This window comes from Ideonella sp. WA131b, assembly GCA_023657425.1.
Taxonomy (GTDB): Bacteria; Pseudomonadota; Gammaproteobacteria; order Burkholderiales; family Burkholderiaceae_C; genus Rubrivivax.
The window spans coordinates 156,775-171,150 of sequence record JAGTJW010000001.1 but is presented as its reverse complement, the minus strand read 5'-3'; the positions used below and the strand labels follow the sequence as shown (position 1 = coordinate 171,150).

The 14,376-nt window shown below is 72.2% G+C and carries 11 protein-coding genes; 6 read left to right on the top strand and 5 right to left on the bottom strand.

The features are described 5' to 3' along the window. Positions 1–18 precede the first annotated feature (18 nt). The 4 genes from KA711_00800 (at position 19) to lipA (ending at position 3,713) form a co-directional block, all read left to right on the top strand. The gene (locus KA711_00800) at positions 19–804 is read left to right on the top strand and encodes a FadR family transcriptional regulator (protein MCM0607524.1); all 786 of its coding nucleotides are present in this window, start codon (positions 19–21) and stop codon (positions 802–804) included. A 23-nt stretch (positions 805–827) separates the two neighbouring features. Next, a complete protein-coding gene (locus tag KA711_00795) occupies positions 828–1,838 on the top strand; it encodes an NAD-dependent epimerase/dehydratase family protein (protein ID MCM0607523.1) in 1,011 nt (336 codons plus the stop codon). 3 nt (positions 1,839–1,841) lie between these two features. Further along, positions 1,842–2,594: an SDR family oxidoreductase gene (locus KA711_00790; protein ID MCM0607522.1), complete on the top strand. Its 753-nt coding sequence runs from the start codon at positions 1,842–1,844 to the stop codon at positions 2,592–2,594. A 132-nt stretch (positions 2,595–2,726) separates the two neighbouring features. Beyond that, positions 2,727–3,713, top strand: a complete 987-nt coding sequence (gene lipA / locus KA711_00785; protein ID MCM0607521.1) for a lipoyl synthase — start codon at positions 2,727–2,729, stop codon at positions 3,711–3,713. Here the strand turns inward: lipA and KA711_00780 are convergent. Together KA711_00780 and KA711_00775 are read right to left on the bottom strand one after the other, a co-directional pair. After that, positions 3,634–5,013: a hypothetical protein gene (locus tag KA711_00780; protein ID MCM0607520.1), complete on the bottom strand. Its 1,380-nt coding sequence runs from the start codon at positions 5,011–5,013 to the stop codon at positions 3,634–3,636. The genes lipA and KA711_00780 overlap by 80 nt on opposite strands. Beyond that, the gene (locus KA711_00775; protein MCM0607519.1) at positions 5,013–5,510 is read right to left on the bottom strand and encodes a prepilin-type N-terminal cleavage/methylation domain-containing protein; all 498 of its coding nucleotides are present in this window, start codon (positions 5,508–5,510) and stop codon (positions 5,013–5,015) included. Before KA711_00775 ends, KA711_00780 begins: the two co-directional genes overlap by 1 nt. A 180-nt stretch (positions 5,511–5,690) precedes the next feature. Between KA711_00775 and KA711_00770 the strand changes: the two genes are divergently transcribed. Further along, a complete protein-coding gene (locus KA711_00770) occupies positions 5,691–6,737 on the top strand; it encodes an adenosine deaminase (protein MCM0607518.1) in 1,047 nt (348 codons plus the stop codon). 15 nt (positions 6,738–6,752) lie between these two features. Here the strand turns inward: KA711_00770 and KA711_00765 are convergent, their stop codons facing one another. Both KA711_00765 and KA711_00760 read right to left on the bottom strand, forming a co-directional pair. Beyond that, positions 6,753–7,121: a hypothetical protein gene (locus KA711_00765; GenBank protein MCM0607517.1), complete on the bottom strand. Its 369-nt coding sequence runs from the start codon at positions 7,119–7,121 to the stop codon at positions 6,753–6,755. 40 nt (positions 7,122–7,161) lie between these two features. Continuing rightward, entirely contained in the window at positions 7,162–8,010 is an 849-nt protein-coding gene (locus KA711_00760) for a dioxygenase (GenBank protein MCM0607516.1), read from the bottom strand. Positions 8,011–8,119: 109 nt separating this feature from the next. Here KA711_00760 and KA711_00755 point away from each other — a divergent pair, with 109 nt between their 5' ends. After that, positions 8,120–10,705: an FtsX-like permease family protein gene (locus KA711_00755; protein MCM0607515.1), complete on the top strand. Its 2,586-nt coding sequence runs from the start codon at positions 8,120–8,122 to the stop codon at positions 10,703–10,705. Positions 10,706–10,722: 17 nt separating this feature from the next. On the opposite strand, the gene KA711_00750 is transcribed toward KA711_00755, so the two are convergent. After that, on the bottom strand, positions 10,723–14,367 hold the full coding sequence (locus tag KA711_00750) for a hydantoinase B/oxoprolinase family protein (GenBank protein MCM0607514.1): 3,645 nt from the start codon (positions 14,365–14,367) through the stop codon (positions 10,723–10,725). Positions 14,368–14,376 lie beyond the last annotated feature (9 nt).

Sequence of the window (14,376 nt, the reverse complement as noted above, 5' to 3'; positions counted from 1 at the left end):
AGGCACCGGAACGCCGCGATGACGCCGATCAAGAACGTGCTCGGAATCAGCCTCGACCGGCTGGGCGAAGCCATCGTCGCAGGCCGTCATCTTCCGGGTGCCAGCCTGCCGCCGGAGCCGCTGCTGGGCGAGGAGCTCGGGGTCAGCCGCACCGTCGTGCGCGAGGCCATCAAGTCGCTGGTGGCCAAGGGCATGGTCAGCACGGGGCCCAAGGTCGGCACACGGGTGCTGCCGTCGGAGCGCTGGAACTGGTTCGACCCCGACGTGATCGCCTGGCAGTCCAAAGCCGGCCTGACGCGCGAGTTCCTGCGCGACCTGCAGGAGCTGCGGCGCGTGGTCGAGCCCGCCGCGGTGCGGCTGGCTGCGGAGCGCGCCACCCCCGATGACCTGGTCGGTCTGGAGCAGGCCTATGCCGGCATGCGCGACGCCATCGAGCGGGGCGGCGACTACGTCGCGAACGACCTCGCGTTCCACCAGGGCCTGCTGCGGGCCTGCCACAACCGCATGGTGGTGCAGATGAGCAAGGCGCTGGTCGCGCTGCTGCGCACCAGCTTCGAGCTTTCGACCACCAAGCCCGACGGACCGGCGCAGTCGCTGCCGCTGCACCGCGCCGTGCTCGACGCCGTGATCGCGCGCAACCCGGCGCGGGCCGAGCGCGCCGCGCTGACGCTGATCGACAGCGCGCAGCAGGACATCGAGCAGGTGCTGGCCTCGCGCCGGCAGCTGCCGTCGGTGGCGGCGCCGCCCGTGCGGCTCAAGGCCCGTGCGGGCCGCGGCGCCGACGCCCGGCCATCCCGGCCCTGACCCCAGCGCAGCAGGACAGACCCATGCACATCCTCATCACCGGCGGCGCGGGCTTCGTCGGCGCCCGGCTGGCCCGCTCGCTGCTCGCCCGCGGCACGCTCGCGGGGCGTCGGATCGAGCGCCTGGTGCTCGCCGACCAGGCCCCGCCACCCGATGAGCTCGTGGCCGACGGCCGCGTCGAGGCGCTCGTGGGGCCGCTGCTCGGGCAGTGCGAGGCGCTGCGGCACCAGGCCTTCGACGGCGTGTTCCACCTGGCCTCGGCGGTGTCGGGCGAGTGCGAGCTCGATTTCGACCTGGGCATGCGCTCCAACCTCGACAGCACGCGCGCGCTGCTCGAGGCGCTGCGCGCACGCACGGCCACGGGTGCCGCGCCGCCGCGGGTGGTGTTCTCCAGCTCGATCGCCGTTTTCGGCCCCGACCCCGCGGTGCCGCTGCCGGCGGTCTGCGCCGACGACACGCTGCCGGCACCGCAGACCAGCTACGGCACGCAGAAGCTGATCTGCGAGCACCTGATCGCCGACTACACGCGCAAGGGCTGCATCGACGGCCGCGCGGCGCGGCTGGTCACCGTCACCGTGCGCCCGGGCCGGCCCAACGGTGCTGCCAGTTCCTTCTTCAGCGGCATCGTCCGCGAGCCCCTGGCCGGCGAGGAGGCGGTGCTGCCGGTCGACCCCGGCGTCGCGCACCCGGTGTCGTCGCCGCAGCGCACGGTCGAGGGCCTGATCGCCGTGTTCGAGGCCAGCCGCGAGGCCTTCGGCGGCCGCACGGCGCTGAACCTGCCGGCGCTGAACGTGACGGTGCAGCAGATGCTCGACGCGCTCGAGGCGGTCGCCGGCCCGCGGGTGCGCAAGCGCGTCGTGCCGCGGCACGATGAGCGCATCGCCGGCATCGTGGCCAACTGGCCGCGCGCCGTCTCGGGGGCGCGGGCCGCCCGGCTCGGCCTGCGGCCCGAGGCCGCGTTCGAGGACATCATCCGCCAGTACATCGACGACTGCCGCCGCAGTGCCCCGCAGGCGCTGCGCGGCCTGGAGTAGCCCATGAACCAGATCGACCTGAAGGGCCGGCAGGCCATCATCACCGGCGGTGCCCGCGGCATCGGCCTGGCCATCGCCGGGCGGCTGCTGCGCTCGGGCGCCGCCGTGCGCCTGTGGGACATTGACCCCGTGCAGCTGGCCGAGGCCGCGCGCACGCTGGCGCCGCTGGGTGAGGTGCGCACCGACGTCGTGGAACTCACCGACGACGCTGCCGTGGCCGCGGCGACGGCGCACGCGCGGGCCGCCGACGGGCGCATCGACATCCTCGTCAACAACGCCGGCATCACCGGCGGCAACGCGCCGACCTGGGAACTCGACCCCGGCGTCTGGCGCCGCGTGGTCGAGGTCAACCTGGTTGCGCCCTACCTCACTTGCCGCCATGTGGTGCCGGCCATGATCGCCGCCGGCTACGGGCGCATCGTCAACATCGCGTCGGTGGCGGGCAAGGAGGGCAACCCCAACGCCTCGCACTACAGCGCGAGCAAGGCGGGCCTGATCGCGCTGACCAAGTCGCTGGGCAAGGAACTGGCCACGCGGGGCGTGCTGGTCAACGCCGTGACGCCGGCCGTGGCCCGCACCGACATGTTCGCCCAGATGACGCAGCAGCACATCGACTACATGCTCGGCAAGATCCCGATGGGCCGCCTTCTTGAGGTGCAGGAGATCGCGGCGATGGTGGCGTGGCTGTCGAGCGAGGACTGCTCGTTCTCCACCGGCGCGGTGTTCGACATCACCGGCGGGCGGGCGACGTACTGACTGCCCCCAGGGCCGGGCGGCGCCCGGCCCGCCCCCCGAGGGGGTCAAGGTGCCCGGCGAAGCCGGTTCACCTTGAGCGTAGCCGGCCGCTACACTGGCGCGCCCCACGCAAGCCCGTGGAAACCCGAAGCCATGAGCCTGACCACGCCCCCCGCCGACACCACCGCCGCGCCCGCCTACGACCCCAGCGCCAAGCAGAAGGCGCAAGCCAAGACGGCGCGCATCCCGATCAAGATCGTGCCCAGTGGCGAGGTGCTGAAGAAGCCCGAGTGGATCCGCGTCAAGGCCGGCAGCCCCACCACGCGCTTCTACGACATCAAGAAGATCCTGCGCGAACACAAGCTGCACACGGTGTGCGAAGAGGCCTCGTGCCCGAACATCGGCGAGTGCTTCGGCAAGGGCACGGCCACCTTCATGATCATGGGCGACAAGTGCACGCGGCGCTGCCCGTTCTGCGACGTCGGCCACGGCCGGCCCGACCCGCTGGATGCCGACGAGCCGCTGAACCTGGCGCGCACGATCGCCGCGCTGAAGCTGAGTTACGTGGTCATCACCAGCGTCGACCGCGATGATCTGCGCGACGGCGGCGCCGCGCACTTCGTGGCCTGCATCGAGAAGACGCGCGAGCTCTCGCCGGCCACGCGCATCGAGATCCTGGTGCCCGACTTCCGCGGTCGCGACGACCGTGCGCTCGGCATCCTGCGCGCCGCGCCGCCCGACGTGATGAACCACAACCTCGAGACCGTGCCGCGCCTGTACAAGGAGGCGCGCCCCGGCTCGGACTACGCCTTCAGCCTGAACCTGCTGAAGAAGTTCAAGGAGCAGGTGCCCGGCGTGCCCACCAAGAGCGGCCTCATGGTGGGCCTGGGCGAGACCGACGAGGAGATCCTGGCCGTGATGCGCGACATGCGCGCGCACGGCATCGACATGCTCACCATCGGCCAGTACCTGGCGCCCAGCGGCCACCACCTGCCGGTGCGCCGCTACGTGCACCCTGACACCTTCGCGATGTTCGAGCGCGAGGCCCGCGCCCTGGGCTTCAGCCACGCCGCGGTGGGTGCGATGGTGCGCAGCAGCTACCACGCCGACCAGCAGGCCCACGCCGCCGGCGTGGCCTGACCCCTGCGGCCTCGAAGCGCCGCAGCCCGGGGGCCCGCCCGACCCGGATCCGGGTCCCCCGGTCCGGGTCGAGCCCCCTCGGGGGGTGGCGAGGACGCGCAGCGCCCGCAGCCGGCGGGCCCACGGGCCGGACGCGCGAGCCGACGATGTCGCCCACCGGGTTGCTGCGGTTGCGGTACATCCTGGCGCTGCCGGTGGCGGTGGAGTTCTCCTCATGCGTGCGGTCACCGCGCAGGTCGTTGAGGTAGTCCGCACTGTCGTCGCCGGTGCGGTAGAGCGTGTCCAGCGCCGTCTTCTGCGCCGTGCTCAGGCTGGCATGCCGCAACGGCACGGCGCTGCCCGCCGGGCCGGCACCGCCCGTGGCCGGCGTGGTGAGGATCCAGGTCACGATGTGGCGGCGCGTGTTCCAGCCGGCGCCGCTGTCCTCGGCGATCTGCGCCGCCAGCCGGGTGGAGAAGTTCCACTCGAGCGTCAGGCTCGGCGTGCCCGTGGTGGGATCGAAGCTCACGGTGTGGGCCTTGAGCGCAGCCGCAATGTCTTCGAAGGCCCGCGTCAGGCCGGCGATCATCTGGTCGGGCTGGGCGGCCGTGCAGCAGTTGAGGGGGCGCTTCTGACCGCCCGGGGTGAGGTCGGTCGTGGTGGTCCAGAGGTCCTCGGGGATGTCGGTGGTGCGGCCGTAGGCGTCGAACACATGGGGCACGCGGAAGCCGCCGTACTTGGCCGCCAGGTAGAACTGGTTGTTGTTCTTGTAGACGCCGTACTCGAGCACGTCCAGCCAGTAGGTCTGGATGGGGTGCTTGCCCAGGGTCTGGGGCTTCGAGGGGTCGTCCGGGCGGATGTCCTGGGTGTTGGAGTCGTGGGCGATGCCGGCCATCAGCGCGGAGTTGTTGTTGCAGCAGCCCCCGATGTTCACGCTGCTGCCCAGCGGCACCACCCAGGCGGGTTCGGCTGCGCCGATGTCGACGAGCCCGAAGCCGTCGATGACGCTGTCGGCGCAGACGCCACCGAAGGCCAGCAACTGATCGGCCCCGCCCGAGAACCCCGGGGCGAGCTCCTGCACCATGCAGTTGGCACGGTCCTGGTAGACCAGCACCAGGTCGCCGCCGCGCAGGCCCACCATGCCGATCAGGCCGATGGAATGCAGCACCAGCACCACCAGGACCTCGATCAGCGAAAGGCCGTGGGCGTTGCGCAGCCACTCCGAAAACGACGGCGCGGCCAGGCCCAGCAGCAGCGCCAGCCGCGCGAACGTGACCATCCGCTCGATCAGGCTGATCCCCCGCTGACTGACACGGCTCATCAGCATGTCGCCGCTTTTTCGAGCAGCCACTTCGTGCTGCAGGTGTTCCAGCCGGCGGGCGCGGCGGTGGTGGCGCGCACGTCGACCTGGTTGACCGTGAAGCCGCAGCCGGTCACGGGGCCGTTGCCGGTGGCCAACAAGGTGTAGGCGGTCGCCGTGGGCGTGCCCGAACAGGTGACGACGAAGTGGTTGGAGGTCCGGCCCGTGGCGTCGGTGCTGGCGCAGGGCGTGACCAAGCTGCCGACGGAGGCGTAGCTGCGGTTGTCCTGGTAGCGCCGCTCCATTTGCGCGCGCATCAGCGCCAGCCCGTTGGAGGCGTCGGCCAGGTGGCCGCGGATGAGGCAATCGCGGTAGCTCGGCAGCGCCACGCCGACGAGGAGGGCGACCATGGCCACGGCGACCATCAGCTCGATCAGCGTGAAGCCGCGGCGCGGCTGGCGCCGAACGCGCAGCGTGCGTCCGGATCGGCGCAGGACGGTGGGCGGCGAGGTCGACATGGTCGGAGCCTTCTGGGAGGGATCGGCCAGGCAGCGGTGGCCACGGGGCACCCGGCCCCGTCGCGGAGATCGGCCGGTTTTCCCAGCCACTTCACCCGTGGCCGTGTAAAAGTGTTTATCCAGAGACTTGGCGGCCACGGTGGTTACAGTGCGTGGCCGTTCGCACACCGAGCCGCCACCATGACGCTGTCCAGCCGCACCGCCGCCACCGCCGTGCCCGAGGCCTTCCTGCGGGCCCTGCCCAAGGCCGAGCTCCACATCCACATCGAAGGCTCGCTGGAGCCCGGGCAGATGTTCGACCTGGCCCGCCGCAACGGCATCGACCTGCCGTACCCGAGCGTCGAAGCCCTGCGCGCGGCCTACGCCTTCACCGATCTGCAGAGCTTTCTCGACATCTACTACGCCGGTGCCGCGGTGCTCCGCACCGAGCGCGACTTCTTCGACATGGCCATGGCCTACTTCGAGCGCGCCGCGGCCGACGGCGTCGTGCGTGCCGAGCTGTTCTTCGACCCGCAGACCCACACCGGGCGCGGGGTGGCGATGGCGACCGTGATCCAGGGGCTGTCACAGGCCTGCCGCGAGGCGGCCGCGCGCCACGGTCTGAGCGCCGACCTGATCCTGTGCTTCCTGCGCCACCTGAGCGAGGAGGAGGCCTTCGCGACGCTGGAGCAGGCGCTGCCGCACCGCGCGCATTTCATCGGCGTCGGCCTGGACAGCAGCGAGCGGGGCCACCCGCCGGAGAAGTTCGCGCGGGTGTTCGCGCGCTGCCGCGCGCTCGGCCTGCACGTCGTGGCCCATGCCGGCGAGGAAGGCCCGCCGGCCTACATCGAGAGTGCACTGGACGTGCTGAAGGTCGAGCGCATCGACCACGGCGTGCGGGCCATCGAGAGCCCGGCGCTGATGCAGCGGCTGGCCGCCAGCGGCCTGCCGCTGACGGTGTGCCCGCTGTCGAACGTCAAGCTGTGCGTCTTTCGCACGCTGGCAGAGCACAACCTGGTGCAACTGCTGCGCGCCGGCCTGAAGGTCACGATCAACAGCGACGACCCGGCCTACTTCGGCGGCTATCTGCTGAAGAACTACGTCGAGACCTTCGCCGCGTTGCCCACGCTCACGCGCGACGACGCCGTGGCGCTGGCCCGCCACAGCCTCGAAGCCAGCTTCGCGCCGGCCGCCGACCGGGCGCGATGGCTGGCGCGGCTGGCCGAGGTGGCGGCGGCGCCCTTCTGAGCCGCGCGCCGCGCCTCAGGCCCGGCCGGGCAGGGGCGTGGCCGGCCGCGTGGCGCGGCGCACCAGGCCCACCGCCAGGCTGCCCAGGACTGCGCAGCCCACGATCAGCAGCGCGCCCAGGCCCCAGGCGGCCCACACCAGCCAGCTGCCGATGCTGCCGAGCGCGGCGAAGACGTCGCGCGTGATCTCCAGCGTGGCCACGGCCAGCGGTTGCCAGCCGGGGATCCACAGGTCCAGCCAGGCGGCGCCGGGCATCGAGCCGATGTTGGCAGCCAGGTTGCCGATGACGCCGGGGTCCAGCCCCAGCACCCAGGCGGTGGCCCAGGCCAGGAGCGTCCAGCAGCCGAGGGCGAGTGCGGCGAGTACCCAGATCAGGATGTGCATGGACCGCATGGTAGGCACGACGACATGACCGCAGCCGCCGTCAGGCCGTGCCGGCCAGCGCTGGCGCCATGGGGCCGAAGGCGTAGGCATCCATGCCCAGCTCGCCGAAGGTGAGGCTCTGGTGCACCCGCAAGGCCTGCGGGAGCCCGCGGGCCGCGGCCGCGCCTGCGGCGACGAAGAAGGGCAGCAGGTGCTCGTCGGTCGGGTGCATGTCCGCGGCGTGTGGCGCGCGGCGGTGCCAATCGAGCAGCGCAGCCCAGTCGGCCGCCGCGCCGCGTGCGGCGAACCAGTCGCGGAAGGCCGTGCTCTCGGGCGTGGCCGGTGCGCCCTCGCGCCCTCGCAGCCCGCCCTCGAACACACGTCGCAGGTTGTGCGTGATGCTGCCGCTGCCCATCACCCACACGCCCTCGTCCACCAGCGGCGCCAGCGCCCGGCCGAGGGCGAACAGCTGCGTCGGCGTCCAGCCCGGCGGCCAGGCCAGTGGCAGCACGGGCACGTCGGCGGCGGGGAAGAGCTCGCGCAGCGGCACCCAGATGCCGTGGTCGAGCCCGCCCTGCGGCCGCAGGTGCACCGGCAGGCCGGCGCCACGCAGCAGCGCGGCGGCGCGCTCGGCCAGCCCGGGGTCGCCCGGGGCGTCGTAGCGCATCGCGTACAGGCGCTCGTCGAAACCGCCGAAGTCGTGCACGGCCTCGTGGTGCGCTGCGGCCAGCAGCACCGGCTCGCGCGTCAGGCTGTGGGCCGAGGCCACCAGCACGGCGCGCGGGCGCGTGCCGGCCACGGCCAGCCGCTCGCCGAGGCCGCGCCACCACAGTCCGGCCTCGCGCGGCTCCAGCGCCGTCATCGGTGAGCCGTGCGACAAGAACACGGGCGGCAGGGTGTTGGTGTCCATGCCCGCATTGGGCCCGAAGCGGCGTCGAGCGCCGTTCAAAGCCGCTCACGGCGGGGTTCGATTCCGCGCAGCACCAGCACCGCGGCGGCCGATGCGGGATCATCGGGAGATGACTGCTTCCGCGCCGCCGTCCCGTCTCCCCTCGCTGCGCAGCCTGGCCTGGCGCCAGACGCTGCGCGATTTCCGTGCCGGCGAGCTCCGTCTGTTGGCCGTGGCGGTGATGCTGGCCGTGGCCGCGCTCACCGCGGTGGGCTTCTTCGCCGACCGGCTGAGCAACGGCCTGCAGCGCGACGCGCGCCAACTGCTCGGCGGCGACGCCGTGGTCGGCAGCGACAAGCCGGCCCCGCCCGAACTGGCCGCCAAGGCCGCCGCGCTGGGCCTGCGAACCAGCACCAGCGCTGCCTTCCCGAGCATGGCCCGCGCACCCGAGGCGCAGGGGGGGCAGTCCCGGCTGGTGGCCGTCAAGGCCGTCAGCCCCAACTACCCGCTGCGCGGCCGGCTGCAACTGGCCGATGCGCCGGGCGGGGCCAGCACCCTGGTGGCCGCGGCGCCCGCCGCCGGCAACACCTGGGTCGACCCCGGCCTGCTCGACGCGCTGGGCCTGAAGGTCGGCGACACGCTGCTGCTCGGCGAGGTCGCCCTGCGCATCGACAAGGTCATCGTCATCGAGCCCGACCGCGGTGCCGGTTTTTCCACCTTCTCGCCGCGGGTGATGATCGCCGAGGCCGACCTGCCGGCCACCGGCCTGATCCAGGCCGCCAGCCGCGTGGGCTACCGCCTGGCCGTGGCTGCACGCGATGGCGCGCCCATGGCCCAGGGCGACGCCGCGGTGCGCGAGTTCGTGGCCTGGACCGAGCAGCGCATCAAGACCGCCGCTTTGCGCGGCCTGCGCGTCGAAAGCCTCGACGCAGGCCGGCCCGACATGGAGCGCACCCTGGGCCGCGCCGAGAAATTCCTCAACCTCGTGGCGCTCCTGGCGGCGCTGCTCTCGGCGGTGGCCGTGGGCATCGCGGCGCGCGACTTCGCCAGCCGCCACCTCGACGACTGCGCGATGCTGCGCGTGCTCGGGCTGAGCCAGCGGCGCATCGCCGGGGCCTACACGCTGGAGTTCGGGCTCGTGGGGCTGCTGGCCAGCGTGGCCGGCGTGCTCATCGGCCTGCTCGTGCACAACGTGTTCATCTGGCTGCTGGCCGGGCTGGTGGATGCGAAGCTGCCGCCGCCTTCGGTGTGGCCGGCGCTGTTCGGCCTGGGCGTGGGCATGACGCTGCTGATGGGCTTCGGCCTGCCGCCGGTGCTGCAGCTGGCGCGCGTGCCGCCGCTGCGCGTGATCCGGCGCGACGTCGGCGGCGTCAAGGCCGGCTCGCTGGGCGTGCTGCTGGCCGGCACGGGCGGCTTCGTCGCGTTGCTGATGGCGGTGTCGTCCGACCTCCAGCTGGGCCTCATCTCGGTGGGCGGATTTCTTGGCGCCATCGCACTGTTCGCCGGGCTCAGCTGGGTGGCGGTGACGCTGCTGAAACGCTCGGTGCCCGAGACGCGCGCCCCGCGCTGGCTGGTCTTGGCCACGCGGCAGATCGCGGCCCGGCCGGCCTTTGCGGTGCTGCAGGTGAGTGCGCTGAGCGTGGGCCTGCTGGCGCTGGTGCTGCTGGTGCTGCTGCGCACCGACCTCATCGGCTCCTGGCGCCAGGCCACGCCGCCCGACGCGCCCAACCGCTTTGTCATCAACCTGCAGCCCGACCAGGCCCAGCCCTTCCGCGAGCGCCTGGCCGAGGCCGGGGTGGCCAACTACGACTGGTACCCGATGATCCGCGGTCGTCTGGTGGCCATCAACGGCCGTTCGGTGAAGGCGGACGACTTTGCCGGCGAGCGTGCCGCGCGGCTGGTGGAGCGCGAGTTCAACCTCACCCACACGGCCGAGCTGCCGCCCAAGAACCCGGTCGTGGCCGGCCGCTGGACCCCTGACGAGACCGACGGCCTGAGCGTGGAGGAGGGCCTGGCACAGGAGCTGGGCCTCAAGCTCGGCGACCGCCTGGCCTTCGACCTGGCCGGGGTGGGGGTGGAGGGGCGCATCACCAGCCTGCGCAAGGTGGACTGGGGTTCGATGCGCGTCAACTTCTTCGTCATCTTTCCGCGGGCGCAGATGGGCGATGGCGTGCCGGTGAGCTACATCAGCGCCTTCCGTGCGCCCGCGCCCGTGGCCGGCCAGCCGAGCTTCGACAACCGCCTCGCCCGCGACTTCCCGAACATCACCACCATCGACGTCTCGGCCAGCGTGGCGCAGGTTCAGAGGGTGCTCGACCAGGTCATCCGCGCAGTGGAGTTCCTGTTCGGCTTCACGCTGCTGGCAGGGCTGGTGGTGCTGTTCGCGGCCGTCACGGCCACGCGCGAGGCTCGGTCCCGCGAGTTCGCGGTGATGCGCGCCATGGGCGCGGGCGGCCGGCTGCTGGCGCAGGTGCAGCGCGCCGAACTGCTGGGCGTGGGCGCGCTCGCCGGCTTCCTGGCCAGCGTCGCGGCCATGGTGGTGGGCTGGCTGCTGGCGCGTTACGCCTTCGAGTTCAGCTGGAACCCGGCCTGGTGGGTGCCGCTGGCCGGCTCGGCAGCCGGTGCGGTGCTGGCGCTGATGGCCGGCTGGTGGGGCCTGCGCGAGGTGCTGCGCCGGCCGGTGCTCGACACCCTGCGGCGCGCCGGGGCGGTGTAGGCGCCCTCACTGCACCGCTATCGGGGCCCGCCACCCGGCGCGAGCCCGTAGCCCCCGCCGCCCGGCGTCTCCACCACGAACACGTCGCCCGGCGCCATGTCGACCTGGCCGATGTGGCCCAGCGTCTCGACGCGGCCGTCGGCGCGCTCGACGCGGTTGATGCCCAGGGCGCCGGGCAAGCCGCCGGCCATGCCGAAGGCCGGCACGGTGCGGCCGTTGCTCAGGATGCTGGCCGTCATGGCCTCCAGGAAGCGCACGCGGCGCACGCCGCCGTCGCCGCCCTTCCAGCGGCCGGCACCACCGCTGCCGGAACGGAATGTGTAACTCTCCAGACGCACGGGGAAGCGGAACTCCAGCACCTCGGGGTCGGTGAGACGCGAGTTGGTCATGTGGGTCTGCACGACGCTGGTGCCGTCGAAGCCCCCGACGACGCCACCGGCGGCGTCCTGCACGACACCGGCGCCCGAGCCGCCGCTGATCGTCTCGTAGTACTGGTGGCGCTCGTTGCCGAAGGTGAAGTTGTTCATCGTGCACTGGCTCGCCGCCATCACGCCCAGGGCGCCGTACAAGGCGTTGGTGACGCACATGCTCGTCTCGACGTTGCCCGCCACCACCGCGGCCGGTGGGTTCGGGTTGAGCATGCAGCCCGGCGGCACGATCACCCGCAGCGGTTTCAGGCAGCCGGCGTTGAGCGGGATGTCGTCGTCGACCAGCGTGCGGAACACGTAGAGCACCGCCGCCATCGTCACCGACTTGGGCGCGTTGAAGTTGTTGGGCAGTTGCGCACTGGTGCCGGTGAAGTCGATCGTGGCGGCACGTTCGGCGTGGTGCACGCTCAGCGTCACGGCGATCTGCGCACCGTTGTCCAGCGGCAGTGTGTAGACGCCGTCCTTCAGCGCCGTGATGACGCGCCGCACGCTCTCCTCGGCGTTGTCCTGCACGTGCTGCATGTAGGCTGCCACGGTGTCGCGGCCGAACTGGGCCACCATGGCCTGCAGCTCCTGCACGCCTTTTTCGTTGGCGGCGATCTGCGCGCGCAGATCGGCGACGGTCTGCGCCGGGTTCCGCGCCGGCCAGGGGCCGCTGGCCAGCTGCGCGTGCAACTCGGCTTCGCGCAGCTGGCCGCCGCGCACGAGCAGGAAGTTGTCGAACAGCACGCCTTCTTCGACGATCGTCCTGGAGAACGGCGGCATCGAGCCCGGCGTGGCGCCGCCGATGTCGGCGTGGTGGCCGCGGCTGGCCACGTAGAAGCTGGGCTGGGTGTCGCCGGTCTGGAGGTACACAGGTGTGACCACCGTCACGTCGGGCAGGTGGGTGCCGCCGTGATACGGGTCGTTGAGCACGTAGACGTCGCCCGGCTGCATGGCCGGGTTGCGCTCGATCACCGTCTTGATGCTCTCGCTCATCGAGCCCAGGTGCACCGGCATGTGCGGCGCGTTGGCGATGAGCTGGCCCTGTGCATCAAACAGGGCACAGGAGAAGTCCAGCCGCTCCTTGATGTTCACCGAGAAGGCCGTGTTCTGCAGCCGCAGGCCCATCTGCTCGGCGATGTTCATGAAGAGGTTGTTGAACACCTCCAGCATCACCGGGTCCGCCTGCGTACCGATGGCGTGCTGGGTGGCGCGGGGCACCACGCGCCGCAGCTCGATGGGGCCGGCGGCCATGAGCTGCGCCTGCCAGCCGGGCTCCACCACCGTGGTGGCGTTCTTCTCGGCGATGATGGCCGGGCCGGCGATGGTGGCGCCGGCTGCGAGTTGCTCGCGCACGAACAGGCCCGCCTCCAGCCATTGCCCGGCGTGCAGCCGCACGCGCGCCACGGGCTCGGGGCGGTGGGGCAGGGGCTCGGTGGCGCGCAGTTCCGCGTCGTGGCGCTCTCCGACCCCCACCGCCTCGACCGAGACGGCCTCGATCACCAGTGGCCGCCCGTCCATGAGAAAGGCGAAGCGGCGGCGGTAGGCGGCCTCGAAGGCGGCGCTCATCGTGGCGATATCCGCAAGCTCCACCACCAGCGCCGTGTCGGTGCCCTGGTAGCGCAGGTGCACGCGGCGGTGCACGCTGATGGCGGCCTCGGCCACGCCCTGGCCCCCGACGTCGGCCCTCGCGGCGGCGGCCAGCTCGCCCAGTGTGGCCGTGGCCGCGGCCAGGCCCTCGGCCGAAAGCGGCTGCTCCACGCTGGCCTCGCGCATGGCGATCTGGTCGGCCAGACCCATGCCATAGGCGCTCAGCACGCCGGCCAGCGGGTGCACGAACACCCGCTCCATGCCCAAAGCGTCGGCCACCAGGCCCGCGTGCTGGCCCCCGGCGCCGCCAAAGCACTGCAGCGTGTACTGGGTGACGTCGTAACCCCGCGCCACGCTGATGCGCTTGATGGCGTTGGCCATGTTCTGCACGGCTATCTGCAAGAAGCCCTCGGCCAACTGCTCCGGCGTCGTCGGCCGGCCGGTGGCCCGCGCCACCTCGTCGGCCAGGGCCTGGAACTTCTGCTGCACGACGGAACGGTCGAGCGCTTCGTTCGCCGCCTGGCCGAAGACCTTGGGGAACCAGTCCGGCTGGATCTTGCCCAGCAGCACGTTGGCGTCGGTGGTGGCCAGCGGCCCGCCGCGGCGGTAGCTGGCCGGCCCCGGGTTGGCGCCCGCGCTCTCCGGGCCCACGCGCAGCCGCGAGCCGTCGAACGTGAGCAGGCTGCCGCCGCCGGCGGCCACGGTGTGGATGCTCATCATCGGCGCGCGCATGCGCACGCCGGCCACCTGGGTCTCGAAGGCGCGCTCGAACTCGCCCGCGTAGTGGCTGACATCGGTGCTGGTGCCGCCCATGTCGAAGCCGATGACCTTGTCGTGCCCCCCAGCCAGCGCCGTGCGCACCATGCCGACGATGCCGCCGGCCGGGCCGCTGAGAATGGCGTCCTTGCCCTGGAAGCGGTGCGCCTCGGTGAGGCCGCCGCTGCTTTGCATGAAGAAGAGCCGCACGCCCGGCATCTGCGCCGCCACCTGCTCCACATAGCGGCGCAGGATGGGGCTGAGGTAGGCGTCGACCACCGTGGTGTCGCCGCGCGACACCAGCTTCATCAGCGGGCTCACCTCGTGGCTGGCGCTCACCTGCGTGTAGCCGATCTCGCGTGCGAGGCGCGCCGCAGCCACTTCGTGCTGCGTGTACCGATAGCCGTGCATGAAGACGATGGCCACGGCGCGGATGCCGGCGTCGAACGCCGCCCACAGGCGCTCGCGCAGGTGGGCCTCGTCCAGCGGTTGAAGCAGCTCGCCGTGTGCGCCGATGCGCTCCTGGGCCTCGACCACACGCTCGTAGAGCAGTTCGGGCAGCTGGATGTGGCGCTCGAAGAGCTTGGGCCGCGCCTGGTAGGCGATGCGCAACGCGTCCCGAAAGCCGCGCGTGGTGACGAGCAAGGTGCGGTCGCCCTTGCGCTCGAGCAGCGCGTTGGTGGCCACCGTGGTGCCCATCTTCACGCACGCCACCTGCTCGGCCGTGATCGGAGCGCCCGCGGGCAACTGCAGGAGCCGGCGCATGCCCTCGACGGCGGCGTCACGGTACTGCTCGGGGTTCTCCGACAGCAGCTTCAGCGTCGCGAGCGAGCCATCGGGGCGGCGGCCGACGACGTCGGTGAAGGTGCCGCCGCGGTCGATCCAGAACTGCCAGCGTGTCGTCATCGGGGGTTG

Excerpts from the sequence above, each read along its gene's own strand:
- KA711_00800 (MCM0607524.1), top strand. The coding sequence starts at position 19 with ATGACGCCGATCAAGAACGTGCTCGGAATCAGCCTCGACCGGCTGGGC.
- KA711_00795 (MCM0607523.1), top strand. The coding sequence starts at position 828 with ATGCACATCCTCATCACCGGCGGCGCGGGCTTCGTCGGCGCCCGGCTG.
- KA711_00790 (MCM0607522.1), top strand. The coding sequence starts at position 1,842 with ATGAACCAGATCGACCTGAAGGGCCGGCAGGCCATCATCACCGGCGGT.
- lipA (MCM0607521.1), top strand. The coding sequence starts at position 2,727 with ATGAGCCTGACCACGCCCCCCGCCGACACCACCGCCGCGCCCGCCTAC.
- KA711_00780 (MCM0607520.1), bottom strand. The coding sequence starts at position 5,013 with ATGAGCCGTGTCAGTCAGCGGGGGATCAGCCTGATCGAGCGGATGGTC.
- KA711_00775 (MCM0607519.1), bottom strand. The coding sequence starts at position 5,510 with ATGTCGACCTCGCCGCCCACCGTCCTGCGCCGATCCGGACGCACGCTG.
- KA711_00770 (MCM0607518.1), top strand. The coding sequence starts at position 5,691 with ATGACGCTGTCCAGCCGCACCGCCGCCACCGCCGTGCCCGAGGCCTTC.
- KA711_00765 (MCM0607517.1), bottom strand. The coding sequence starts at position 7,121 with ATGCACATCCTGATCTGGGTACTCGCCGCACTCGCCCTCGGCTGCTGG.
- KA711_00760 (MCM0607516.1), bottom strand. The coding sequence starts at position 8,010 with ATGGACACCAACACCCTGCCGCCCGTGTTCTTGTCGCACGGCTCACCG.
- KA711_00755 (MCM0607515.1), top strand. The coding sequence starts at position 8,120 with ATGACTGCTTCCGCGCCGCCGTCCCGTCTCCCCTCGCTGCGCAGCCTG.
- KA711_00750 (MCM0607514.1), bottom strand. The coding sequence starts at position 14,367 with ATGACGACACGCTGGCAGTTCTGGATCGACCGCGGCGGCACCTTCACC.